The organism is Arthrobacter sp. B10-11 (assembly GCF_033142195.1).
GTDB classification, from domain to species: domain Bacteria; phylum Actinomycetota; class Actinomycetes; order Actinomycetales; family Micrococcaceae; genus Arthrobacter; species Arthrobacter oryzae_C.
This window is the reverse complement of the sequence record NZ_JAWMTH010000002.1, coordinates 1-21,174: the sequence shown is the minus strand read 5'-3', so window position 1 is coordinate 21,174 and position 21,174 is coordinate 1. Positions and strand designations below refer to the sequence as shown.

21 protein-coding genes and 1 tRNA gene are annotated in these 21,174 nt (G+C 66.9%); 12 read left to right on the top strand and 10 right to left on the bottom strand.

Annotation, left to right across the window (positions count from 1 at the left end):
* Positions 1 to 18 precede the first annotated feature (18 nt).
* Positions 19 to 1,056 (bottom strand): hypothetical protein, encoded by a 1,038-nt coding sequence (locus RW112_RS05775; RefSeq protein WP_317780859.1) that lies wholly within the window; start codon positions 1,054 to 1,056, stop codon positions 19 to 21.
* Between the two features lie 78 nt (positions 1,057 to 1,134).
* Here RW112_RS05775 and RW112_RS05770 point away from each other — a divergent pair, with 78 nt between their 5' ends.
* The gene (locus RW112_RS05770) at positions 1,135 to 4,002 is read left to right on the top strand and encodes a cation-translocating P-type ATPase (RefSeq protein WP_317780858.1); all 2,868 of its coding nucleotides are present in this window, start codon (positions 1,135 to 1,137) and stop codon (positions 4,000 to 4,002) included.
* Here the strand turns inward: RW112_RS05770 and RW112_RS05765 are convergent.
* Positions 3,928 to 5,244, bottom strand: a complete 1,317-nt coding sequence (locus tag RW112_RS05765; protein ID WP_317780857.1) for an MFS transporter — start codon at positions 5,242 to 5,244, stop codon at positions 3,928 to 3,930. The genes RW112_RS05770 and RW112_RS05765 overlap by 75 nt on opposite strands.
* A gap of 92 nt (positions 5,245 to 5,336) precedes the next feature.
* Here RW112_RS05765 and RW112_RS05760 point away from each other — a divergent pair, with 92 nt between their 5' ends.
* The 4 genes from RW112_RS05760 (at position 5,337) to RW112_RS05745 (ending at position 8,335) form a co-directional block, all read left to right on the top strand.
* The gene (locus RW112_RS05760; protein WP_317780856.1) at positions 5,337 to 5,744 is read left to right on the top strand and encodes a hypothetical protein; all 408 of its coding nucleotides are present in this window, start codon (positions 5,337 to 5,339) and stop codon (positions 5,742 to 5,744) included.
* Positions 5,745 to 5,860: 116 nt separating this feature from the next.
* A complete protein-coding gene (locus tag RW112_RS05755; RefSeq protein ID WP_317780855.1) occupies positions 5,861 to 6,952 on the top strand; it encodes a hypothetical protein in 1,092 nt (363 codons plus the stop codon).
* A gap of 21 nt (positions 6,953 to 6,973) precedes the next feature.
* Positions 6,974 to 7,504, top strand: coding sequence for an HAD domain-containing protein (locus RW112_RS05750; RefSeq protein WP_317780854.1), 531 nt, complete (start codon positions 6,974 to 6,976; stop codon positions 7,502 to 7,504).
* A 708-nt stretch (positions 7,505 to 8,212) separates the two neighbouring features.
* Positions 8,213 to 8,335 (top strand): hypothetical protein, encoded by a 123-nt coding sequence (locus tag RW112_RS05745; RefSeq protein WP_317780853.1) that lies wholly within the window; start codon positions 8,213 to 8,215, stop codon positions 8,333 to 8,335.
* Positions 8,336 to 8,432: 97 nt separating this feature from the next.
* Here the strand turns inward: RW112_RS05745 and RW112_RS05740 are convergent, their stop codons facing one another.
* On the bottom strand, positions 8,433 to 8,699 hold the full coding sequence (locus tag RW112_RS05740; protein WP_317780852.1) for a hypothetical protein: 267 nt from the start codon (positions 8,697 to 8,699) through the stop codon (positions 8,433 to 8,435).
* 129 nt (positions 8,700 to 8,828) lie between these two features.
* On the opposite strand from RW112_RS05740, the gene RW112_RS05735 reads away from it, so the two are divergent.
* Positions 8,829 to 9,020 (top strand): three-helix bundle dimerization domain-containing protein, encoded by a 192-nt coding sequence (locus RW112_RS05735; RefSeq protein ID WP_317780851.1) that lies wholly within the window; start codon positions 8,829 to 8,831, stop codon positions 9,018 to 9,020.
* 209 nt (positions 9,021 to 9,229) lie between these two features.
* Here RW112_RS05735 and RW112_RS05730 read toward each other — a convergent pair whose 3' ends face one another.
* On the bottom strand, positions 9,230 to 10,891 hold the full coding sequence (locus RW112_RS05730) for a phosphodiester glycosidase family protein (RefSeq protein ID WP_317780850.1): 1,662 nt from the start codon (positions 10,889 to 10,891) through the stop codon (positions 9,230 to 9,232).
* Between the two features lie 459 nt (positions 10,892 to 11,350).
* Here RW112_RS05730 and RW112_RS05725 point away from each other — a divergent pair, with 459 nt between their 5' ends.
* On the top strand, positions 11,351 to 11,746 hold the full coding sequence (locus RW112_RS05725) for a hypothetical protein (RefSeq protein ID WP_317780849.1): 396 nt from the start codon (positions 11,351 to 11,353) through the stop codon (positions 11,744 to 11,746).
* A 53-nt stretch (positions 11,747 to 11,799) separates the two neighbouring features.
* Complete coding sequence (locus RW112_RS05720; protein ID WP_317780848.1) at positions 11,800 to 12,111, top strand: hypothetical protein; 312 nt, start codon at positions 11,800 to 11,802, stop codon at positions 12,109 to 12,111.
* A 162-nt stretch (positions 12,112 to 12,273) separates the two neighbouring features.
* On the opposite strand, the gene RW112_RS05715 is transcribed toward RW112_RS05720, so the two are convergent.
* Complete coding sequence (locus RW112_RS05715) at positions 12,274 to 12,705, bottom strand: hypothetical protein (protein ID WP_317780847.1); 432 nt, start codon at positions 12,703 to 12,705, stop codon at positions 12,274 to 12,276.
* 315 nt (positions 12,706 to 13,020) lie between these two features.
* Positions 13,021 to 13,093, bottom strand: a tRNA-Thr gene (locus RW112_RS05710).
* A gap of 238 nt (positions 13,094 to 13,331) precedes the next feature.
* Here RW112_RS05710 and RW112_RS05705 point away from each other — a divergent pair.
* Positions 13,332 to 14,117: an HAD family hydrolase gene (locus tag RW112_RS05705; protein ID WP_317780846.1), complete on the top strand. Its 786-nt coding sequence runs from the start codon at positions 13,332 to 13,334 to the stop codon at positions 14,115 to 14,117.
* 45 nt (positions 14,118 to 14,162) lie between these two features.
* Here the strand turns inward: RW112_RS05705 and RW112_RS05700 are convergent, their stop codons facing one another.
* The 3 genes from RW112_RS05700 to tmk all read right to left on the bottom strand — a co-directional run bounded on the left by RW112_RS05700 (position 14,163) and on the right by tmk (position 17,619).
* A complete protein-coding gene (locus RW112_RS05700) occupies positions 14,163 to 15,737 on the bottom strand; it encodes an alpha/beta hydrolase (protein WP_317780845.1) in 1,575 nt (524 codons plus the stop codon).
* Between the two features lie 74 nt (positions 15,738 to 15,811).
* The gene (locus RW112_RS05695; protein ID WP_317780844.1) at positions 15,812 to 16,954 is read right to left on the bottom strand and encodes a DNA polymerase III subunit delta'; all 1,143 of its coding nucleotides are present in this window, start codon (positions 16,952 to 16,954) and stop codon (positions 15,812 to 15,814) included.
* On the bottom strand, positions 16,951 to 17,619 hold the full coding sequence (tmk, locus tag RW112_RS05690) for a dTMP kinase (protein WP_317780843.1): 669 nt from the start codon (positions 17,617 to 17,619) through the stop codon (positions 16,951 to 16,953). The genes RW112_RS05695 and tmk overlap by 4 nt, the downstream gene beginning before the upstream one ends.
* A gap of 89 nt (positions 17,620 to 17,708) precedes the next feature.
* On the opposite strand from tmk, the gene RW112_RS05685 reads away from it, so the two are divergent.
* Both RW112_RS05685 and RW112_RS05680 read left to right on the top strand, forming a co-directional pair.
* Positions 17,709 to 18,893 (top strand): aminotransferase class I/II-fold pyridoxal phosphate-dependent enzyme, encoded by a 1,185-nt coding sequence (locus RW112_RS05685; protein ID WP_317780842.1) that lies wholly within the window; start codon positions 17,709 to 17,711, stop codon positions 18,891 to 18,893.
* A gap of 9 nt (positions 18,894 to 18,902) precedes the next feature.
* Positions 18,903 to 19,259, top strand: a complete 357-nt coding sequence (locus tag RW112_RS05680; RefSeq protein WP_305939783.1) for a DUF2516 family protein — start codon at positions 18,903 to 18,905, stop codon at positions 19,257 to 19,259.
* Positions 19,260 to 19,287: 28 nt separating this feature from the next.
* On the opposite strand, the gene RW112_RS05675 is transcribed toward RW112_RS05680, so the two are convergent.
* Positions 19,288 to 20,148, bottom strand: a complete 861-nt coding sequence (locus RW112_RS05675) for a class I SAM-dependent methyltransferase (RefSeq protein ID WP_411709864.1) — start codon at positions 20,146 to 20,148, stop codon at positions 19,288 to 19,290.
* 115 nt (positions 20,149 to 20,263) lie between these two features.
* Between RW112_RS05675 and RW112_RS05670 the strand changes: the two genes are divergently transcribed.
* Positions 20,264 to 21,010 carry a phosphoglyceromutase gene (locus tag RW112_RS05670; RefSeq protein WP_317780841.1) on the top strand — a complete coding sequence of 249 codons (747 nt, stop codon included), beginning with the start codon at positions 20,264 to 20,266 and terminating at the stop codon, positions 21,008 to 21,010.
* Positions 21,011 to 21,174: the final 164 nt, after the last annotated feature.

The window sequence follows — 21,174 nt, the reverse complement described above, 5'->3', positions numbered from 1 at the left end:
TCTGACAGTAAAGGCCAGTCAGTCCGGCGTGTTGCGAAGCCGGAGCACTCTCTCCCTGGCAAGGTCCTCCGCCCGCCGCCCCTTCTCCGCAGCCCGGGCCGCCAGCTGCCGCTGTGCGGCTGCGGACTCGCGCCGCCTCCTTGCCAGCTCGAACTCCTCGTCCACCGTCTTCAGCCGTGCACGGAGGTTCCGGGCTTCTTCGCCCAGCCGGGTCATTGCCTCCTCGGCTTCTTCGAACTCCGCTGTTCGTTGCCGGGCCTCCTCGGTGGCTGACTGGGCGGCGTCTTCCGCTTCGGCCAGGCGGGCCGCTGCCCGCTCGACGGCCGACGGCGTGGGAGCCGGCCGTTTGGTCCCCACCGCCTCCAGACGCGGCTTTTCCTCAGAATCCGCCGGCGCTTTGCCGGCTGTCCGCTTGCCGCCCGCCCTTGCCGGCGCCGCGGTGCCGGCTTTCGCCCGCCGGGCATCCGTCGACACCGATTCTTCCTTCGAAGGTTTTGCCGGCGCGCGGGTATCCGACGGCGGAACCGCCGGCAGGTTCAGGACGCCGGGAACTGCCACCGCTTCGTTCAGGTCAACCCGCTCCACGCCGTCGGCCGACAGCACCCGGACCAGGCGGCCGCTGCGAATGGCCGCCGCCGCTCCTTCGTCCACCGTGGCTGCCCGCAGCGTCTGCTCCACTTCGGTGGACACCGCGCCGCTGAGCCGGCGGCCCTGCTGCTCCGCCACTTCGCGGGCCGCGCCCATCACCCGGTTGAGCAGCTGCCGCCGCTCCTGCGAGAGCGAGCGGAGGGCGCCGGCGTCGAGCTCTTCCTGCGCGCCGCGCATGGCGGTGCCAAGCTCTGCGAGTTCGGCCAGCAAGCCCGGTCGATGCACGGCCAGCATGTTGACGGCCCAGGCCGCCGCTGAGGGCTTGGGCAACGCGCGGACCGCGTCGGCGAGTTCACGTCCGCTGTCCGCAGCAGCGGTCTTTGCCGCCACAGTCCGTGCCGCGACGAATCCCTCGAGCGGCAGCTGATAGAGCGCCGAGGCAATTTCCGCCAATTGTTGCTCTCCCATGCGAGCATCATAGGCCGTCGGCCCCTTGCGCCAGTCCGGCCGGTGAGCAAGGGTAGGAGGCATGTGGGTGGCAGAGGCATGACGGATACCCCTCGCCCTGCGGCTTTCCTTGATGCCCGCTCCTGGCACCTCCGCGATGCCGCGGAAGCAGTAGCCGCTTACGCCGTGGACCCCCTGACCGGCCTGGACCCGGACGAGGCCGCCCGCCGGCTCCGGACCTACGGGCCCAACGAACTTGCGTCCGCGCCGCCTGCGCGGTGGTGGCGAAGGATCCTGTCCCAGTTCCAGGACCCGCTGATCTATCTGTTGCTGGCCGCCATCGCCATTTCAGTCGTTGCATGGGCAGTGGAAGGTGCCGAGGGAGTTCCGGTTGATGCTGTGGTGATCAGCGCCGTGGTCCTGTTCAATGCCGTGCTGGGCTTCGTCCAGGAAAACAAAGCCGAGACCGCCGTGGCGGCCCTGCAGGTCATGACCGCAGCCAACTCCACCGTCCTGCGCGGCGGCGAGCTGAAGACGGTGCCGTCTGCGGGTCTGGTCCGCGGCGACATCCTTGTCCTGGGCGAGGGCGACGCCGTGGGCGCGGATGCCCGCCTGCTCACCGCCACCTCGCTTCGGGTTAGCGAGGCCTCACTCACTGGCGAAAGCGAACCGGTCTTCAAGGACCCGGGCACGCTGGCGGGGAAGGTTCCGCTCGGTGACCGGTTGAACATGGTGTTCAAAGGAACCGCCGTCGCCCAGGGCGTGGGCCGGGCGGTGGTGACCGGAACGGCCATGGACACGGAAGTCGGAGCCATCGCCGGGATGCTTGAGCGGACGGTCGCCGAGCCCACGCCGCTGCAAAAGGAAATTGCGGGCGTGAGCCGGCTGCTGGGCACCACGGTGATCGTCATCGCCGTCGTCGTTATGGTCACTGTGGTGGCGGTTAACGGTGTTACGTCGGTCAGCGATCTGGTGACCGTGCTGCTGCTTGGTGTGTCGCTGGCAGTCGCGGCTGTCCCGGAGGGGCTGCCGGCCATCCTCTCCGTGGTGCTGGCTTTGGGCGTGCAGCGCATGGCCCGGCGCAACGCCGTCGTCAAGCAGCTGCACTCGGTGGAAACACTCGGCTCAGCCACAGTGATCGCCTCGGATAAAACGGGGACGCTGACCCGGAACCAGATGACGGTGGGCCGGATCGTCACGGCCTCAGGGGAAGTGGAACTCACGGGCGTCGGCTACCGGCCCGAAGGCCGGGCCCGCCAGGCAGGCCGGGAGGACATCGACGCGGCGGTGCTCTTTGAAGCCGGCCTGGTGCTTGCCGGCGGAACCTTCGCGAACAACGCCCAGCTGACAGAGCACGACGGCGAGTGGGAGATCCAGGGGGACCCCACCGAGGCTGCCTTCCTCGTTGCCGCCCGCAAGCTCGAGGGGGTCACGGAGCGGGTAGGGGAGTATGAACGCCACGGCGAGGTGCCGTTCACCTCGGAGCGGAAGCTGATGTCCGCGGTGGCCCACCACAAGGAACTGGGCACCGTGTCCCTGGTCACCAAGGGTGCGCCCGACGTGCTGCTCGGACGATGCACCGGGCTGCAGGTGGGCGAAAGCGTTGTCCCGCTGGACGGCGTTCGCCTTGAACAGGCCCTCGCCGCGGTGGATGCCTTGTCCGCGCAGGCCTTCCGGACACTCGGCGTCGCCTACCGCCGGTACGGGGACGAGGACAGGCACGAACTCGAGGTGCTGGACGAGGCGGATGAGAGCACCCTGGTGTACCTCGGCGTGGTGGGCATCATCGACCCTCCAAGGGCCGAAGCCGCCGCTGCGGTGGCCGCTGCCCAGCACGCCGGAATCCGGGTGCTGATGATTACGGGCGACCACCCGCTCAGTGCGGCGCGGATCGCCGGCGACCTGGGCATTGCCAAGGCGGGGGAGCAGGCGGTTTCCGGCGCGGAACTCGATGCGCTGGACGAAGCGGGGCTGCGCGCCGTCGCCGCGTCCAGGTCGGTCTATGCCCGGGTGGCCCCGCAGAACAAGCTGCAGATCATCGATGCCCTCCAGGCGCAGGGCAACGTGGTGGCGATGACGGGCGACGGCGTCAATGACGCGCCGGCCCTGAAGTCGGCGGACATCGGCATCGCGATGGGCATCGCCGGGACCGAAGTGACCAAAGAAGCGTCCAAGATGATCCTGTCCGATGACAACTTCGCCACCATCGTCTCGGCCGTCCGCCAGGGCCGCATCATCTTTGAAAACATCGAAAAGTTCCTGCGCTACCTCCTGTCCTCCAACATGGGCGAGGTGTTCACCGTGTTCCTCGGCGTGGTTTTTGCCGGGGCCCTGGGCCTGGCCGGTGCCCCGGGCGAGACCGTGGCACTGCCCTTGCTCGCCACCCAGATCCTGTGGATCAACCTGGTGACGGATTCCGGTCCGGCGCTCGCCATGGGGGTGGACCCCGAAATCGACGACGTCATGGCGCGCAAGCCCCGCAGGACCACCGACCGGATCATCGGACGCCGGATGTGGTTCGGGATCCTTTCGGTAGGCCTTGTGATGGGGCTCGCGTCGCTTCTCGCCATCGACATTTTCCTGCCGGGCGGTCTGGTGGAGGGTGACGAGTCCCTGCAGGTGGCGCGTACCGCGGGGTTCACCACCCTGGTGTTCGCGCAGCTGTTCAACGCCTTCAACTCCCGTTCCGAAACCTCCAGCGCGTTTCACCGCCTCTTCGTCAACAAATGGCTGTGGGGTGCCGTGGCGCTCGCTGTCGTCCTCCAGATCGCGGTGGTGGAAGTCCCGCTGCTGCAGCGCGCCTTCGGGACGGCGTCGATGGATGCCTACCAGTGGGGAGCATGTGTCCTCCTGGCATCGGCCGTCCTGGCTTTTGGCGAACTTCGCAAAGTGTCATTCAGGCTCCGGGGCGCGGGCCGGCTCGGGCGCAGCTCCGGGCGCGGCTCCGGGCGCGCGGCGGCGGTGTGACCGGACCACGGTCGCAATCAGCAGCACCAGTGCCACGCCTTGCAGGACCGCCACGGCGGCAATGAGCGCTGGAGGGGAGCCGTAGAGCGCCCCATACAGGGCTCCGCCGGCGAGTGCACCGGCTCCTTCGAACGCGGCGAAGATACCGTAAGCGGTCCCTTGCCTCGCCGGAACCACCAGATCGGCCACCAGCGCCTTCACCGTGGAGTCCTGGATGCCGGTGGCTGCTCCCCACACGAGCACCCCGGCCAGCACCGGTCCCATGCCGGCTGAGAACGCCAGCACCGGGACCAAAGTGACAAGGAACGGCAGGACCAGCAGCACGGCACCTCCGGCGCGATCGTAGGCATATCCGCTGGCGAGTGCTCCCAGGGCCGCTGCCGCCATGGCAGCTGCGTAGACGAGCGGGACCGCCGGGACGGGAACTTCAACCGCTGCCGTCAGATGGAATGCGATGACTCCGAAGGCCACCAGGCCGGCACTCCAGAAGAAAGCGGAGACGGCGAAAAGGACGAACACAGCAGAAAGGCGTTCCCTTGGCGTGGCGGCAGGACCGCTGGAGCCCGCTGCTCCCTGAGCCTCCAGCACGTCCTGGGCCGCCCGAGGCCCGTGTGGTTCGGGGATGCGGCGCCGCATCCAGAAGAGGAGGGCCATGGCAAAGGCGCCGGGAACAGCGAGGACCGCGAAGGCCGGCCACAGAGCTCCGGTGGCCACGATGACGGCGGAGGCGATCAGCGGCCCCGAAAACGCCCCGGCAAGGTCCAGGGCTTTGTGCACGGCGAAGCCGCGCCCTCGCCCGACAGCCACGGCAACGTCGGCCAGCAGGACGGTCTTCGCCGGGCTACGGACGGCCTTGCCCACGCGGTCGCCGATGATGAGTACAGAGGCCAGCACCAGCCCGGCCGTACCGAGGGCAGGCGTCACGGCCAGCAAGGGAATGCACAGTGCTGTCAGGGCATAGCCGGCCAGCGTGAACGTCCAGTATTTTCCCGTGCGGTCCGCCCAGGGCCCAAAGACCAGGCGGAGCCCCTGGGCTGCGGCTTCGGCGCCGCCGGTGACCAGCCCGACCAGCAGTGCGGAGGCGCCCAACTGGGCCAGGAGCGGGCCGGCGAGCGGGCGGGCGCCGTCGGATACCGCATCGACGGCAAGGCTGACCAGACCGAACCTGAGCACCATGCTCCAGGGGGAGCCCGGAAGTGCCACGCGGTGGCGGGCCGTGCGGTCGGGCGGGAGCTGTTCCACAGCCCCAGCGTTTCGGACTGCCCGCCGGAATTCAATAGCGACGGCGTCTGCCGGGCGGGCGCCCTCCGGCAGGCAGCGGATAGGATCGCAGGGTGACGAACTCACAGGGGGCGGAACGCTACGTCGTTCGCCGGTGGTGGAGAAGCCGGGCGCTGCCGTGGGCGGGACTGGTCGGTGTTTCCATCATCCTGACGGGCATCTCGTTGGAGCGGACAATGTTGTTCGCCTATGAGCCGGTACCGGAGTTCGTGGAGCGACTGCGTATGGGCAGGTTGTTGATGCTCGGCGGATCGGCTGCGTCGATTGCAGCGGCCGTCTGGTCCCAGATCCGGCAGTATCCGCTGTGGGTGACGCTGTGCGTTGCCGCGCCGGTGGCGTTGGTGGGCCTGGCCACGATGATCACCACGCCGCCATCCTTGATGCCACAGATATTTGGTCTGTTCGCCCTGCCTGCAGCCGTGGCAGGGCTCATCGGAGGGGTCACCTTCAAACGCAGGTGACTGTGGCGACGGTGCCGGGGATGCCGTGTGCGCGGGATGCCTTCGAGGGGCGGATGGTGGCAGCCCGGTACTTTTGACTCTGGGGCCACGGCACCGCGCACTGACACACTGATTCGATGAGTGGTGAGCTGCCGGTGATTCCCCCGGTCGAACGCAACGTGGCCCCCAATCTGGCGCTCCATACTCTGCTCGTGGCCGTGCTCGTCCTGTTTCTGGCCGCATGCTCATCACCCGGGACCCAAAACGGGCCCACGTCCTCCGGTTCGGGAAGTCCGGCCTGCGAGCTCATTACCCCGGAGATCGCGGCGAAGGCTGTACCCGGCATCGTGCCTGTGGGGCAGAACAGTCGGGCCAGGCCGTTCGGAACCAAGGCCTACCTGTGCACCTATTCGAGCAAGTCCCAGGCAGGCATGACGGCCCTGTCTGTGTCACTTACGTCTCCGGCGTCGGCCGCCGACATATCCAAGGCGAAGTCGACGTCCGACTGCTCACCAGTCACAGGAATCGGCGACTTCGCATGCCTGCAGTGGACGGGATATTTTCGCGGTGAGGCCGGCGGCGCGTCCGCGAATGTCGTCCTGACGGCTGTCCGGGGGAACGAGACGCTCGAAATGCCCTATGTGGCGGGCCCGCCCATGGCCGGGGCAAGCGCCCCGGACGGAGACGCTATGGCCCGTGCGCTCGCGCAGGCGGCAGTGGACGCCGGCTGGGGCAACGGGTCCACTCTCAGCGTCCCGGCGGCCCCGCCTGTGGGTCCGCCCGCCAGCACTGACAACCCGGTCTGCGCCCTGTTCAGTCCCGACGAGGTCAGGCAGGCATTCGGGGCGAGCCGCCAGCCTCAGATGCTTCCGCGTGAGGTCAGTTGCCGCTACACATTCGGAGACCTGGGCACACCGGGCCCCGACTCCCTTGTCTTCTCGGTCGAAGTCCTCAAGGGTGCAGCCCCGGCGCTGGGCGGTCCCGGTATTCGCGGCGAGCCGCTCGACGGCATCGGGGACAAGGCGTCCTTCACTATGACAACCGAGCCGGCGGGCCCGAAGTCACTCCGTCCGGCGGGCGACGTACCGATCACAATCCTGTCCGTGTCAGCGGTAAAGGGCCGGAACCTGGCGACATTCACCGCGCAGGTCTTGATCGCGCCGGAGGGGCCGACGGCCGAGCAGACGAAGGATCAACTCATCACGCTGTTGCGCGGCGTCGAGTTCTGACGCTGCTCGGAGGTGCGGGCTATGCCCAGGAAGCCGATCATCCTGCTCGGTATCGACGGGGTCCTCAACCCGGTGGCGCGGGCCGGCAGCGGAGGGGACCATCCGGAGCCGATCCTTCCGGATTCCAAGGTTGCCCTGGTCCGGAGGCTCGCTGAGCTGGGACGCATCGCGTGGGTGTCGACGTGGCCAGCGGACCTGACAGCGGCGCTGGAGTCGCAGCTGCAGCTTGAGGGGGACCCGCTGCGCGTGACGCTGTTGGTGCCGCCCGGTGACGAGGACGAGCCGACGCCGAAGCTCCGGTCGGTGATCCGGTGGCTGGCCAGGATGGAAAGGTCGGGCTGCGCGGACTGGGACTCAGTCGTGTGGATTGACGACGTGCTTGGGCAGGACGCGCGCAAGTGGGCACATGGATATGGGCAGCCGGTCCTCCTGGGGAGGCCGGTGCCGGACCAAGGCCTGAGCGCCATTCACGTCGTGGCAGTCGAGGTGTTCGTTGACCCCCTTGTGTGCGGCCGTGCGGTCAACAGTAGTGCCCGGGGACGGGGCCAATGACGGACCGCGCGAAGTTGTCCGCACCGCACTCATCGCGTATGCCCTTGGCGTGGGCGATCTCATGGAAGAGGAGGTACTCGGTCAGTTGACCCGGAAGGATGGTGATAGCCGCGGCGACCTGCCCCGTGGCGGGGTCGAGATGGTACGAAGTGCATCCGTGCGCCCCTTCACAGCCAGGCGGCATCGACCCGATCCCCACATGGGTTCCGGCTGGAGGGTAGATCCCGTGCCTCGCCATCGTCGACTGAATCCAGTCCTGATCGGACGCCGGGGTCTCAAGGGCTTGCTGTTTTGCCGGTGAACGTTTCGGCGGTGCAGGTTCCGTGGAGACTTCGACGTTGTGGTTCGCCAGGTGGGCGTCCGGGTTAGCTTTGATCTGTGTCGGAGCGACAGTTGACTGCACACCGGGAAGGGGGCCCGGCACGGCGCAGCCGGTCAGAAGCAAGACGATAAGAGTGACGCTGAATCTGGGCATGGCGACATAGAAGTGTGGTGCAAGGGGCATTGGTTGGATTAGTCCTTGGTGATGAGGGTCAGGGCAACGAAGTCGCGAACACTGTCATTGCCGCGTTTAAGGTTACGGCAGCGTTGGATGACAACCGCATTCCGGGCTGGCTCCGGGTCATTGAGGGTGTCGCAACCTAAATCTGGAGGGAAACCACCCCGCTGATCCGGGCCATTAAGAACCGGCTCTCGTAGTCGAATGTGGTGGGGCCGTACCTTGGTGCGGCCTCCGCAGTCGCACGCCGCTACCTGGACAAGGATGTGGAAGGCCTCCTGGGATGGATGAAGGAGAACGTCAACGGCGTGAAGCCGGAGCCGGAGCCTTAGGCCGGCCCGAGTGTTCCCGCTGAGCCCTTTGAGCTCAGCGGTGAGGATATCGACCGACTGACTCGTAGCGGCCCTGGCTAAATTGGACGACCCCCGTCTAGATGCCCGACTCTTCGGTGGCAGATGGATTGGCCAGCCGGACGATCTCGAATTCGGCAACGTCCAGAAGGCGGCGGCTTCCGGTGAGGTAGTCCGTGATCCAGAACAGCTCGCGGCTGGGGGCGATCTCCGTAACCTGGCCGCGGTGCACCAGGGTGCCCTTGTAGGAGGCTTCAATCTGATCGCCGCAGGCAAGGGCAGCCGTCGAGAGGACAGAGGTTCTTTCAGGACTGGAAGTGCCGGGTGTGTCTGTCGTGGTGCTCATGCTTGAAGGATGGTGCACGAAAGTTGCCTGCTGATGTCCGCAGGATGATGGGCAGGTGGCGCCCGCTAACCCCGCCCGGCGGAAAAATCCAGTCTTGTATCCGGGGATGGCCGGCCCGAAAATCTCCCAATGGGAGTCATCGAAGAATTGCGGGCACTTGACCATGTCGTCGACCGGCTCGCCGAAAAGTATCCGGCGGTGCCGCGGCAACACATCGAAGACCTCGTCGAGCAGGAACACCGTTCGTTGGACACCGGCAGGGTCCGTGACTATGTTCCGATCCTGGTCGAACACGCCGTCAAGGACCGGCTAAGACATTAGCTGCCCGCGTCCCCAGGCTTCTCCGCCCAAGTACAAGGAAGCCCCTGCCCAGTGAAGGGGCAGGGGCTTCCAGCGGCCCGGCTAGTGGTCACCTTGTTGCAAGGGCAGCAACGGGTCGCCGGCGGTGACAGGTGCTGCGTCCCGGCACTTCTGGGCGCTGATGTTGCGGTCGTGGGTGACGACTTCGCGGCGTCTGGGCCTGTGCCGGGCTACGGCGTGCGGCCGGGGAGTACGAGGAGAGCGTCGCCAACCGGTCGTTCGCCAGTAGCGTCCGACGGGGAGTTCACGACCTGTCCATCCTGAACCATTGCGGTGGATCCGCCTCCGTCCAGGTTGATGGCGTTGACCATCCCAAGGGACCGGGCCACATCGGCGGATTCCTTGATACTCAGTCCCAGGCTGGTGGTCTGCCGGCCGTCGGCGGTGACCAGTAGAGTGCGGCCCTGGGCGTCCACTCCGGCGATTGTGCGGGGGTTGCGCTTGTGGACCCAGCCGTAGAAGAAGCTGTTGCTGTCGTTGGTGCGGACCATGCCGTCGCGCTTGGCCGTAACGTTCAGCTGGCCGTTCTGGACCAAGGCTGGGCCGCCATTTACGACGTCAGTGGTGGCGCCGGCCTTCAGGGCCCTGCCGCTTTCGTCGAGCACATCAGTGTCGACCTTCAGCTTGGCGCCCGGGACAGCCAGGGCCGCGAGCTTGTCCGCGTCCGCTCCAATGGCCTGGAGCGTCTGCCCGCCGCCCGGTACCGCAGTGCCACGGGTGTGGTTGACCGCTGTGACGGTGCCATGGGCATCCAGGACGACCTCGAGTCCCGGCCCGGACGGGGTCGTGGGGCCGAACTCGGGGGTGAATGCGAGGATTTCGTCCGCGTCCGTGCAGGTGAAATCGTGCAGCGGCAGGTTCGTTGGCGTATCGTCGGGGCCGCCGCAGTTGCGGATCAGCCCGGGCACCCGGTTGAGCCCGTCCAGGGGGAGTTCTGCGTTGCCCGGCGCGGTGACCGTGCCGTGCCAGTGCAGACGCTGGATGGAGGTGCGGTTTTTATCGATGACCAGGGAGGGCCGGTCCCCGACGGGTTCGCTGAGGACCTTTCCATCCTGTATTGCGGCTCCGGAGGGATCGCCCGGGGCGCCTGCGGCGGGGTCCATGACGAAGTAGCCGCCGTTTGTTGCCGCGAGGGCGCCGGCGGCGGCGGCGAGTGAGCTGGTGGTTTCGCGGTCTTCGAGGTTCGGGCCGAATGAGGAGGTGAGGTTTCCGCGAAATTCCTTCGGGTCAATGGTCAGCACCTGCAGGTTCCAGGGGCCGCGGTCATCCTCGCTGGAGCCCGCGTCGCCATCCCAGCCGGTGTATATCACCGATGCCTTGTAGCCCGCGGCTTTGACCTGGTCGACAGTAGGGGAGCCCTCGGCCTTGGACACGAACTGGTCCGCGCGCACCCGGTAGCCGAGGTCCCCGCCAGCGTCGGCCAGCTGGGGTGACTGGACGTGCTCAACCCTTGCGGGAACCCCGGCGGCACTGAGCTTGTCGGCAACCATCTGGGCCTGCGCCTGGGTGGACAACGCGGACGCGGGAGCGTCGGGCGACGTCGACGGGATCGCCACTTCGACGGTCCAGAAGAAGTCCTGATTAGGGGTACCCCGGGTGATCGTGGTTCGGGTAAGGCCCGGGGCCAGAGTGGTCACGTTGCGCGTCTCGGGCAGGTCCTGCGCGCCCAGATCCAGGTGGGAAGGCTGTACTGATCGGGCGGTCTGCTGATCCAGTTCCAGAGCCGTGGGTGCCGCGGTGGAGGCGCCTACTGGCGACAGGAAGGCAAGGGGGAGGGACACGGTAAGCGCGGTGATAACCGCACGGCGGTGACGATGATTGGGATTGATCATGGTTACCGACACTAGGGTGTTGCGGGGTCGGACTTGGCACTCCAGCGCCCACGTTAACTATGCTTTCGGCAAGTGTTCTCCACGCGTTTGGGAGGCAGTGTCCAGATGTTCCCGAGAAGGATCGGCCAGGCTGAACACCAGAAGGGTTAGGTCGACGACCATGACGCAGACCGCGGCGAATCCAAGAGTTGCGAGGTTCTTGGCCGGTCACTGCCTAAACCGCACGCCCAGTGTCACGAGCCAGCCCAGGGCCGAGAATGTCATGGACCGCACACTACCGGCGTTCGGTGTCCGATCTGGCGCGAGCCTGTGGAGTTGCGCTGGGCCCTCCGCATGCATGGCGGCCAGAACTCTTGGTCAATTTCAGAAGTCGGTCCACTCCAGCAAAGGGCTAACGCCCCTACTCCGCCCACATGTGTCGGTGCAATCATCTGAACTAAACAGCAAAGGAGGATCCCAATGGCGAGCAGGAAAAGCGGACACGTGGACGCTGGTGCACCAACGGCCGGCGCTGCAGTGACCAGTGAGGCTGCAGACCGTGCCTACCGGCGGGCGTGGTGGTCTCTGGCGCTTTACCCGCTGTCGTTCGGTGCTTCCTTCGGCATCGGTGAAGGCATCACCACAGTGCTCACGAACGACACCATCGCCCCGGAATTCTGGCAAATGCTGGTGGCTGTCATTCCGGCTCTCCTTGTGTTCGCGATCCCCGGCATCCTCTCGGCGGTCCAGGGGCGCAAGGCGATGAGGCTCGGGCGCAAGGACGGAAGAGTGCCGGCCATGATCGGGGCGGGCATTGCTGTCGGGTTCGTCTTGCTTAACGTTGCCTCGTACTTCTTCGGCCAGCCCGCCGGCTGAATTCGGCGCGGAACGAATGGGACCTTTTCCGGCAACGAAGGAGACAAGCAAATTTGACGACGGACAACAGGCGAACCCGTGGGGACACTGGCTCGGAACGCGCCGGGACCATCACCGTCGTGCTCGGGGCGCTTGCCTTGGCTGCCACCGTGTTCACTTACGTGCTGAGCCTCAGCGAAGACTTCAACCCTCTTGGCTGGGTGCGGGCCGTGGGTCTTATCTGGCTCCCGATCGGGTTCTTCGGTGCGGCGTTCGCTTACATGGTTGCCCGCAAAGGGTCCGGGCGGCGCCGCGGCATGATCGGCCTCACCCTTGCCGGCGTCGGACTCGTAGCTTTTGTGGTGCTGCTGTTCATCGCCGGGTGATGACTTGGCCATGGAGGCGCTGGGTCCCGATGACTGCCTGGCTGTCCGTTTCAGAAGAGGTAACGGTAGAGGCTGGGAGTACGACCCGCAGGCCCACGCGCAGCTTTTCGAAGCGCGGAAGTATGGGACTTGTGCGAGCCCTGGTTACGCCGCATCAATGAATTAGTCGAACTGACGTGAGGTGGGCTCGGGGGTTCCGCGTTCCGCGCGCAGACGTTTTGCCTTGGCTGCCACTCCCGTCATCCTCACCGCGTACAAGATGCCACCCACTCCGGCGGCGGTCAGGAACAGGGCGCTCCACATGGGGTCTTGGCCCCTGCTGGTGGGGCCGGCCACCAGCAGGATGGAGAAGACTGCAACGGCAGCGAAGAAGACAGCCATCGCCAGGAAACCGCTGGCGGACCGCACCTGCGGGTGGGAACTGGCGGTAACCACTCCCAGCTCGTCCTTGGCGTAGCTGTGAAGCCTGCCCTCCACGGTGCGGAACAGGACCCTGTTGTCACCGCGTGCCAGTGCCTGTTCGTGGTAAGCGCGGACTTGGTCGTCATAGTTGGGGCCGCTGCCTGTGTTGTTGCCTGGAATGCCGTTCTGCACGTGAGTCCTGTGGGTTCGATCGGATGTGGTCCGGCACCTGGGTGTCGGTGAGACCCTGTCCTGGTGGGTTGAGAGGGTGCATCGATGATCTGTCTAAAAGGCTAAGGCAAAAACGCCGGCCGTGTTGAGGATAGCCGGTCGGCAGTGAAGGCGGCCAAGGCCAGGGGTATTTGATACGCGGCTGGAATCGCCTCATGTTTGTAGCTGAAAATCAGACGGAGGGAGACCAGAGTGTGCCTTGAACCTACGCGAGCACTTTGGCTTAACCAGCGAAAAGACCCCCCAAAAACCTTGGTTTCTAGGGGGTCTATCCCGAGCTTCCTATCAGAATCGAACTGATGACCTTTTCATTACGAGTGAAACGCTCTACCGACTGAGCTAAGGAAGCACCGCATGGACACTCCCGGAAGAACCGGGCGGATCATGCAAGAGACAACTGTAATAGAGTCCCCTGCCCGGGTCAAAATGAGCGGTTCCGGACCCCGCCGGACGGCCGTGGCGGACGTTGTCTGGATGTTCACCGTGCGGTCGGTGCCGGTTCAGCAAGTCGTCCCGGAGCGCCTGCACTGTGGAACGACCAAACGCGGCCGCGTCGGCGGCTGTGTGCCAGCGAAGGGGCTTTTTCCATGACTCCGGACACCGCGGACACGTCCGCACAAGCAGCCGCATCTGCTCGCGAAGCCGTACCCGCACTGCATCGCACGCCGGGGTCAGCCCAAGCGGGGGACCCCCACGACGTCGAGCTCGCCGTATTGGCGATGGTGGGAACCACGGTGTTCGACGGCGGTCTCCTGGAGCGCGCAATGACCCGCACCCTGACTAACCAGGGCGTCGAGGAAGGCTCGGAACAGTTCGAGCGAATGCTTCGTTACGCCAGGGACACCGCAGGCATGTCGAAGCTCGCTGTTTTCAGCCACCTGTTTGAAGACCGGACCCGTGCCGCCGCAGCCAACACCTCCTTCGAACGCAGCTGTGACGAGCTGATAGCGGACGGCATCATCCAGGCTGTTCCCGGCGCAGAGGACGCCATTGGCTGGCTCCGCGAGGCCGGGATCATGGTGTGCCTGGCCACCGGCTTCGGCCGCCACACCCAGAACATGGTGCTGGAGAGCCTTGGCTGGATGGGTCTGGCGGACCTGAGCCTCTGCCCCGCGGACGCAGGGCGTGGCCGGCCGTACCCGGACATGATACTGACGGCGGTCCTTGCCTTGGACGTGGACGACGTCCGGAAGGTGGCCGTGCTGGGAGACAGCTGCGCGGACATCCAGTCAGGGCTCCGGGCCGGCGCCACCACGGTGGCAGGCGTCCTGACCGGGGCGCACGGTGAGCAGGCGCTGCGCGCGGCGGGGGCAACCGCCGTCGTGCAGTCCATCCGCGATCTGCCGGTGCTGCTGGAGCCCCGGTCCGCCTAGCCCGTTACCACTACGCGTGTTACGCCAAGGAGGGCCCCGGCCGTCCTAGCACTTCGTGTTGTCCGCGGGCGCCTCGCCGGTCAGGAGGTAGCCGTCCACGGCATCGGTGACGCAGGTGTTCGAGCGGCCATAGGCAGTGTGGCCCTCACCTTCCCACGTCACGAGGGATGCGTTGCCCAGCTGCTTGCGCAGGGCGCCTGCCCACTCCACGGGGGTCGCGGGATCGCCCGTGGTGCCCACCACCACAATCGGGGCCGAGCCGGAGTATTCCACGGGGGCCGGCGTGCGGGTGCTCTTGTAGGGCCAGTCCTGGCAGTTGGTGCCGCCGTAGGCGAAGAAGTAGCCCAGCGTGGGGGAATCCTGCCGCAGCTTCTGCTCTTCGGCCCGCATGGCGGCAGGGTCCGAGACCATGGGGTAGTCCAGGCAGTTGATGGCGTTGAAGGCAAAGGCACTGTTGGACGTGTACTTGCCGCTCGGATCCCTGTCGGCACCGAAGTCGGCCAGCCGCAGCATCGGTGACGGGTCGCCCTTGAGTGCCGAGTCCAGCGCCTGGGTCAGCAGCGGCCAGTTGTCGTCATTGTAGAGAGGCAGGATGAGGCCGCTGACGAACGCCGACCCTGTGACCAGCCGGCCATCCTGTGCGCGCTGCGGATTGGCATCAACGGCCGCCACGACGTCGCGGATCTGCTGAACGCCGCTGTCCACGGTTCCGCTCAGGGGACAGCCGTTGTCCCCGAGGCACTTCTCCACGTAGGCGCGGATGGCTTTCTCAAACGCTCGGGCCTGGCCGCTGGTGAGCTCCTCGTTGCTGAGGGAAGGGTCCAGTGCGCCATCGAGCACCATGCGGCCGACGTTGTCCGGGAACAGTGAGGCGTAGGTGGATCCCAGGAAGGTGCCATAGGAATAGCCCAGGTAATTCAGCTTGGCGTCGTTGACCACGGCACGCAGGATGTCCAGGTCCTTGGCAGCGCTGACCGTGTCCACGTGCGCCAGCACCGGGCCCGTCTTTTCGGCACACTTGGCCGCCGTGGCCTTGTTGCCGGCCAGTGCGGCCGCCAGGCCTGCGTCCGAGCTGAGGTCGTAGTTCTTTGCCCGGGACTCATCGCGTTCCTGGTCCGTGAGGCACGTGACCGGGGCGGAGCGCTTCACTCCGCGGGGATCGAAGCCCACCAGGTCGTACTTGGCGCGGACCTCACTGGAGATGTTCGTCGCCCCTGCGTCCTTGACGAAGTCATAGCCGGACCCGCCCGGACCGCCGGGGTTGACCAGCAGGCTGCCGGTCTTTTCGCCTTCGGCGGGCATTTTGAGGGCCGCGATCTCAATGCTGTCGCCGTCGGGCTCGCTGTAGTCCAGGGGAACCTTGATCTTGGCGCACTCCAGATTGTCCTCGCAGGAGGTCCAGGCAACCTCCTGCGAGTAGAAGTTCCGGAGCTCCTCGGGAGCCGCCTCGGCAATCGACGGATCGGCCTTGCCGGTGCTGCCTCCGTTCGATCCGCCGTTGGACGAGCCGAACAGGGTGCAGCCCGTCAGTGCCAGCAGTACGGCCAGGGAGCCGGCAGCTGCCTTTGCCGCGGTCGATCCGGACCGTGACCGTAAGGGCAGGCGTCGGGCAGGCTTCATGCAGGGCTCCTTGGGTGAAGTGGCGTGGGCTCGGGGGAACATACGACGGCGGGACGAGGCTGGACGGGGCGGCACTAGATCAGGCTCGCGGCCATTGATTCGATGGCCAGCAACGGCGCAACGTTCGTGGTGGTGATGCGCTGGCGCGCCTTGTTGATCGCATCCATCCTCGCTAGCGTCGCCTCCGGGCCGGAGCGGCCGGCAAACTCCGCCAGCTCGCTCCTGAGTTCAACGTTCACCAGTTCCACCGCGTTCCCCATCTGGATGATCAGCACGTCGCGGTAGAACGAGAGCAGGTCCGTGAGTGTCCGGTCAAGGGAATCGGTGATGGAGCGTTTGGCGCGCCGCTTCTGGTCGTCCTCGAGCTGCTTGATCTGGCTCCTCATGGCAGGCGACAGGGTGCCGCTTTCCGGCGCACCGAGCGTGGCCAGGAGCGCTGCCTTTTCCTCGGCGTCGCGCACTTCATTGGAGCTGTTGGCTTCCTCGGTGGCGATCTTCACCAGCTTTTCGGCCATCAGGACTGCCGCGGTGATTCCCCGCAATCCCAGCGGGAACCGGACGGTTTCCATCCGGCGTTCGCGGGCGGCCTCGTCCCGGGCCAGCCGGCGGGCAATACCCACGTGGCTCTGCGCCGCGCGGGCCGCACGTTCGGCCAGTGCGGGGTCCACGCCGTCGCGCCTCACCAGCAGCGCCGCGACGTCGGCAGCCGGCGGGAGCCGCAGCGCCACCGGGCGGCAGCGGGACCGGATGGTCACCAGGACGTCCGCCGGTGACGGCGCGCAGAGCATCCACACGGTGCGGGGAGTGGGCTCCTCAATTGCTTTGAGGAGGACGTTGGTGGTGCGTTCGGCCATGCGGTCGGCGTCTTCCACCACGATGATCCGCCAGCGTCCGGACGAGGGGCGGTTTCCCGCGGTCGCCACAAGGTCCCGGGCTTCATCGATGGTAATGGTGACCTTCTCGGTGCGGACGAACACCACGTCCGAATGCGTTTCCCCCAGGATGGTGCGGCAGGCCGCGCATTCGCCGCAGCCGCGCCTGGTGACGTCCTCCTGGTCGCAGTTGAGGGCGGCGGCAAAGGCCTTTGCCGCGTTGGAGCGGCCTGACCCTGGCGGGCCGGTAAACAGCCACGCATGGGTCAAGCCCTCGCCCTGCGCGGCCTGGCGGAGCTGGGCGACGACGGCGGGCTGGCCCTGCAGGTCATCCCAGACGGTCACGGCGCCACGCCTTCGTGGGCAACGTTCCGGGACAGGATCAGCGCGTCCACCCGCGCCTGGATGAGCCCGGCCAGCTCTGCGACGGGCTGACGGGCCGGCAGCACCAGGTAGTGGTCCGGGCGGTCGGCGGCGAGGTCCAGGAACGCAGTGCGGATGGTGGCGTGGAATTCGTCCGCCTCGGATTCCATCCGGTCCTCAGCGGCGTCACCGGCTGTGCGGCGGAGGCGGCCGACGGCGGGGTCGACGTCGAGCAGTACGGTGAGGTCCGGCTGCAGGCCGGACGTGGCCCACTCGTTGAGCTGGCGCACGGCTGCGGTGCCGAGCCCCCGCCCGGCGCCCTGGTAGGCCACGGACGAGTCGATGTAGCGGTCCGTCAGCACAATGTCGCCGCGCTCCAAAGCCGGCAGGATGACCTGGTCGGCATGGGCCGCACGGGAGGCGGCAAAGATCAAAGCTTCGGTGCGGGCGTCGATGTGGCCGTGGCCGTGGTCCAGCACCAGGGACCGCAGCTTTTCGCCGATCGGGGTACCGCCCGGTTCCCGGGTGCGCAGCACCGTGAAGCCGCGCGATTCAAGGGCCCCGGCCAGTGCTGCGGCCTGCGTGGACTTGCCTGCGCCGTCGCCGCCTTCGAAGGCGATGAACAGTCCGGGGTTCTGGGTAGTCACAAGACCAGCCTACCGACAATCACCGACACCGCAGGTGCCCGGCCGTAACGCCTTTCCGGGGCTGCGGGCCTCCCACGTACTCTTTGACCATGAGTCTTTCCGAACAGCAGGCCGCCGCGCTGTCGGCCGAAACGGTGGTCGTGGCCGCCGGCCGCCCGCCCCGTAAACGCGATGCGCCGGTCAACCAGCCCATCGTCCTGTCCTCCACCTACTTCGGCACGGGGCCGCTCGCCGACGGCGACCGCGGCTACGGGCGCTACTCCAATCCCACGTGGGACCCGTTCGAGGAAGCGCTGGGCCAGCTGGAGGGTGCGTCCCTTCCGGGCCTGCTCTACGCTTCCGGCCTGGCCGCCGTCAGTTCGGCGCTGTCCCTCATCCCCGCCGGGGGAGTGCTGGTCATGCCCTCGCACAGCTATGCCGGGTCCTTGGTGATGGCCACGGAACTGGCGGAGAAGGGGCTGTTCGAGCTCCGCACCGTGGATATTGCGGACACGGACGCCGTCAAGGCACTCCTTGCTCCGGCCGAGGGCAAGACTGCCAGCATGCTCTGGCTGGAAAGCCCCACCAACCCGATGCTCGGGATCGCGGACATCCGGGCCCTGACGGCTGCCGCGCACGACGCCGGCGCGATCGTAGTCACCGACAACACCTTTTCCACGCCCCTGGTCCAGCAGCCGCTGGGCCTGGGGTCCGACGTCGTCCTGCACTCGGTCACCAAATACCTTGCCGGACATTCCGACGTCGTCCTGGGCGCCCTGGTGACCTCGGATGCCTCGATCCGCGCCGCACTGCTGCACCACCGCATCATCCACGGCGGCATCGCCGGACCGTTCGAAGCCTGGCTGGCGTTGCGCGGGCTGCGGACGCTGGCGCTGCGCATCGAACGCTCGCAGGCATCGGCGGCCGAGCTCGCCGCACGGCTGAGCGATCACCCTCGGATCGAGGGCATCCGGTTCCCCGGACTGGAAACGGACCCCGGGCACGAACGCGCCAAGTCGCAGATGAAGGGCTTCGGGTCGGTGCTGTGCGTGCAGATCGCTCCCGTCGGCGCCCTGAGCGGTGCCGACGCGGCGGACAAACTGGTCCGCGCGCTGCAGCTGTGGCTTCCCGCTACCTCTTTGGGTGGCGTCGAGTCCCTGATTGAACGACGACGGCGCCACACGGCTGAGCCGGTCAGCGTACCGGACAACCTGGTCCGCCTGAGTGTCGGGATCGAAAACATCGACGACCTCTGGGCCGATTTGGAGCAGGCACTGGACGCCCTTGGCGGATAGGCTGGGGGCGTGGACGGAAAACAGTTGATTATGTTCGTCGAGAACTGGGTGTACTTCATCCTTGCGCTCGTCGCCCTTGGCATCGAGGTGTGGGCCTTCTTCGATTGCCTGCGCCACAAGGCGAATGCCTTCGAGGCCGTGTCCAAGCGGACCAAGACCTTCTGGCTGGCACTGACGGGCGGTGCCCTGGCGATCGGCGCACTGTCCGTCTTCGGAGGCGGGGGCGGCGGGCTTCTCGGCCCGCTCGGACTGTTCGGCCTGGCCGCAGTGACCGCAGCGTCCGTGTACCTCGCCGACGTACGGCCCGCAGTGAAGGACGCCGGCCGCGGCGGCAGCCGCAACATGGGGCCTTACGGGCCCTGGTAGCGGGGCTGCCCCGCCAGCCGGGCGGGCACTAACCGAGCGGGGCCACAGCGTCCCAGCCCACCGTCAGCTCGCCCAACCGCCAGCGGGACGGTCCGTCCTGCACGGGCCAGCCGCCGTCGAGCATTGACCGGCACATAGCTGTCCACCGTTGCCGGTTCCCGAATGATGCCAGTGGCGCAGCGTCCAGCCAGGCCTTGTCCAGTGCCTGCAGGAAGCCGTGGATCCTCTCGCCGGGCACGTTCCGGTGGATAAGGGCCTTCGGCAGCCGTTCGGCAATCTCCGAGGGCAGCACAAAACCGCCGAAGCGCATGGAGATGCTCAGGCTCAGCGGGCCGGAGGCGTCGAGCGCCACCCACGTTACGCGCCGTCCGATCTCGTCGCACGTGCCGTCGATGAACAGCCCGTCCGGTCCGAGCCTGCTGCGGACCAGCCCCCAGATGGCCTCAACGTCCGCTTCCTCGTACTGCCGCAGGACGTTGAAGGCGCGGACGATCACCGGCTGACCGGGCACGGGAATCTCGAACCCGCCCACATGGAAGCTCAGCCCGGCCCGTTGCAGTTCCTGGGCCGCCCGCACCCGCTCCGGCTCGATTTCTATGCCGGCCACCCGGACATCCGCGCGCACTGCGGACAAGCGCTCGAACAGTTCGACGGCGGTGGCCGGGGAGGCGCCGTAGCCCAAGTCGACGACCAGCGGGTCGGAGGCCCGGCGCAGCCGCCAAGCCTGCGTCCCGGTGAGCCACCGGTCGAGGCGACGCATTCTGTTGGGGTTGGTGGTGCCGCGGGTGACATTGCCTACCGGCCTGCCGCCCCGGCCGGCGTCGCGGGTTCCTCCGCCGGCGCCCTTTCCGGTCCGGGCGGGGGCGACCCGTTCAGCTTTCTGCACCACCGGACAAGCTTAACGGTCCTGCCCTTGTCTCCGCGCACCGGCGATCCGACCGCGGTTCCGGCCACCCGGTGTAACGCTCGGCACCGCCGCCGCCTGCTCGGCTAGGATGAAAACCATGACTTACAAGCTGATTCTGCTGCGCCACGGCCACAGCGAATGGAACGCCAAGAACCTGTTCACCGGCTGGGTGGATGTTGACCTGAACGACCAGGGCCGCGAGGAAGCGGCACGCGGCGGTGAGCTCCTGGTTGAGAACAATGTTCTCCCGGACGTCCTCTACACCTCCCTCCTGAAGCGGGCCATCAACACTGCGAACATCGCCCTGGACAAGGCCGACCGCGGCTGGATCCCGGTCAAGCGCGACTGGCGCCTCAACGAGCGCCACTACGGCGCCCTGCAGGGCAAGGACAAGGCACAGACGCTGGCCGAATACGGCGAAGAGCAGTTCATGGAGTGGCGCCGTTCGTACGACACCCCGCCGCCGCCCCTGGATGACAGCAGCGAGTTCTCCCAGGCGCATGACCCCCGTTACGCGGACCTGGGCGACGCCCTGCCGCGCACGGAGTGCCTGAAGGACGTCCTCATCCGCCTGATGCCCTACTGGGAATCAGACATCAAGGAAGACCTCAAGGCCGGCAAGACCGTCCTGGTCACGGCCCACGGCAACTCCCTGCGCGCGCTCGTCAAGCACCTTGACGGCATCAGCGACGAAGCCATCGCCGGCCTGAACATCCCCACGGGCATTCCGCTGGTCTACGACCTCGACGACGACTTCAAGCCGCTGAACCCGGGCGGCACCTACCTCGACCCCGAGGCGGCAGCCGAGTCCATCAAGGCAGTCGCCAACCAGGGCAAGAAATAAGGCAACGCCTTAACGAACGACGGCGGGCCGGTCACCTGGCGGTTTCTAGGGGTCGTTGCAACACCTGCTGGTTAGGTGGTTAGTAGTAAATCACGTAAACGCTCGGCTGGAGTTTTCCAGCCGAGCGTTTTGCGTGGGCGGCCGTTGAGTTCCTGCGCCACGTG

What these genes read in the sequence shown, in the direction of transcription:
- RW112_RS05755 (WP_317780855.1), top strand. Translation starts at nt 5,861, where the DNA reads ATGAGTGGTGAGCTGCCGGTGATTCCCCCGGTCGAACGCAACGTGGCC.
- RW112_RS05770 (WP_317780858.1), top strand. Translation starts at nt 1,135, where the DNA reads ATGACGGATACCCCTCGCCCTGCGGCTTTCCTTGATGCCCGCTCCTGG.
- RW112_RS05730 (WP_317780850.1), bottom strand. Translation starts at nt 10,891, where the DNA reads ATGATCAATCCCAATCATCGTCACCGCCGTGCGGTTATCACCGCGCTT.
- RW112_RS05725 (WP_317780849.1), top strand. Translation starts at nt 11,351, where the DNA reads ATGGCGAGCAGGAAAAGCGGACACGTGGACGCTGGTGCACCAACGGCC.
- RW112_RS05750 (WP_317780854.1), top strand. Translation starts at nt 6,974, where the DNA reads ATGCCCAGGAAGCCGATCATCCTGCTCGGTATCGACGGGGTCCTCAAC.
- RW112_RS05670 (WP_317780841.1), top strand. Translation starts at nt 20,264, where the DNA reads ATGACTTACAAGCTGATTCTGCTGCGCCACGGCCACAGCGAATGGAAC.
- RW112_RS05775 (WP_317780859.1), bottom strand. Translation starts at nt 1,056, where the DNA reads ATGGGAGAGCAACAATTGGCGGAAATTGCCTCGGCGCTCTATCAGCTG.
- RW112_RS05705 (WP_317780846.1), top strand. Translation starts at nt 13,332, where the DNA reads ATGACTCCGGACACCGCGGACACGTCCGCACAAGCAGCCGCATCTGCT.
- RW112_RS05685 (WP_317780842.1), top strand. Translation starts at nt 17,709, where the DNA reads ATGAGTCTTTCCGAACAGCAGGCCGCCGCGCTGTCGGCCGAAACGGTG.
- RW112_RS05740 (WP_317780852.1), bottom strand. Translation starts at nt 8,699, where the DNA reads ATGAGCACCACGACAGACACACCCGGCACTTCCAGTCCTGAAAGAACC.
- RW112_RS05700 (WP_317780845.1), bottom strand. Translation starts at nt 15,737, where the DNA reads ATGAAGCCTGCCCGACGCCTGCCCTTACGGTCACGGTCCGGATCGACC.
- RW112_RS05735 (WP_317780851.1), top strand. Translation starts at nt 8,829, where the DNA reads ATGGGAGTCATCGAAGAATTGCGGGCACTTGACCATGTCGTCGACCGG.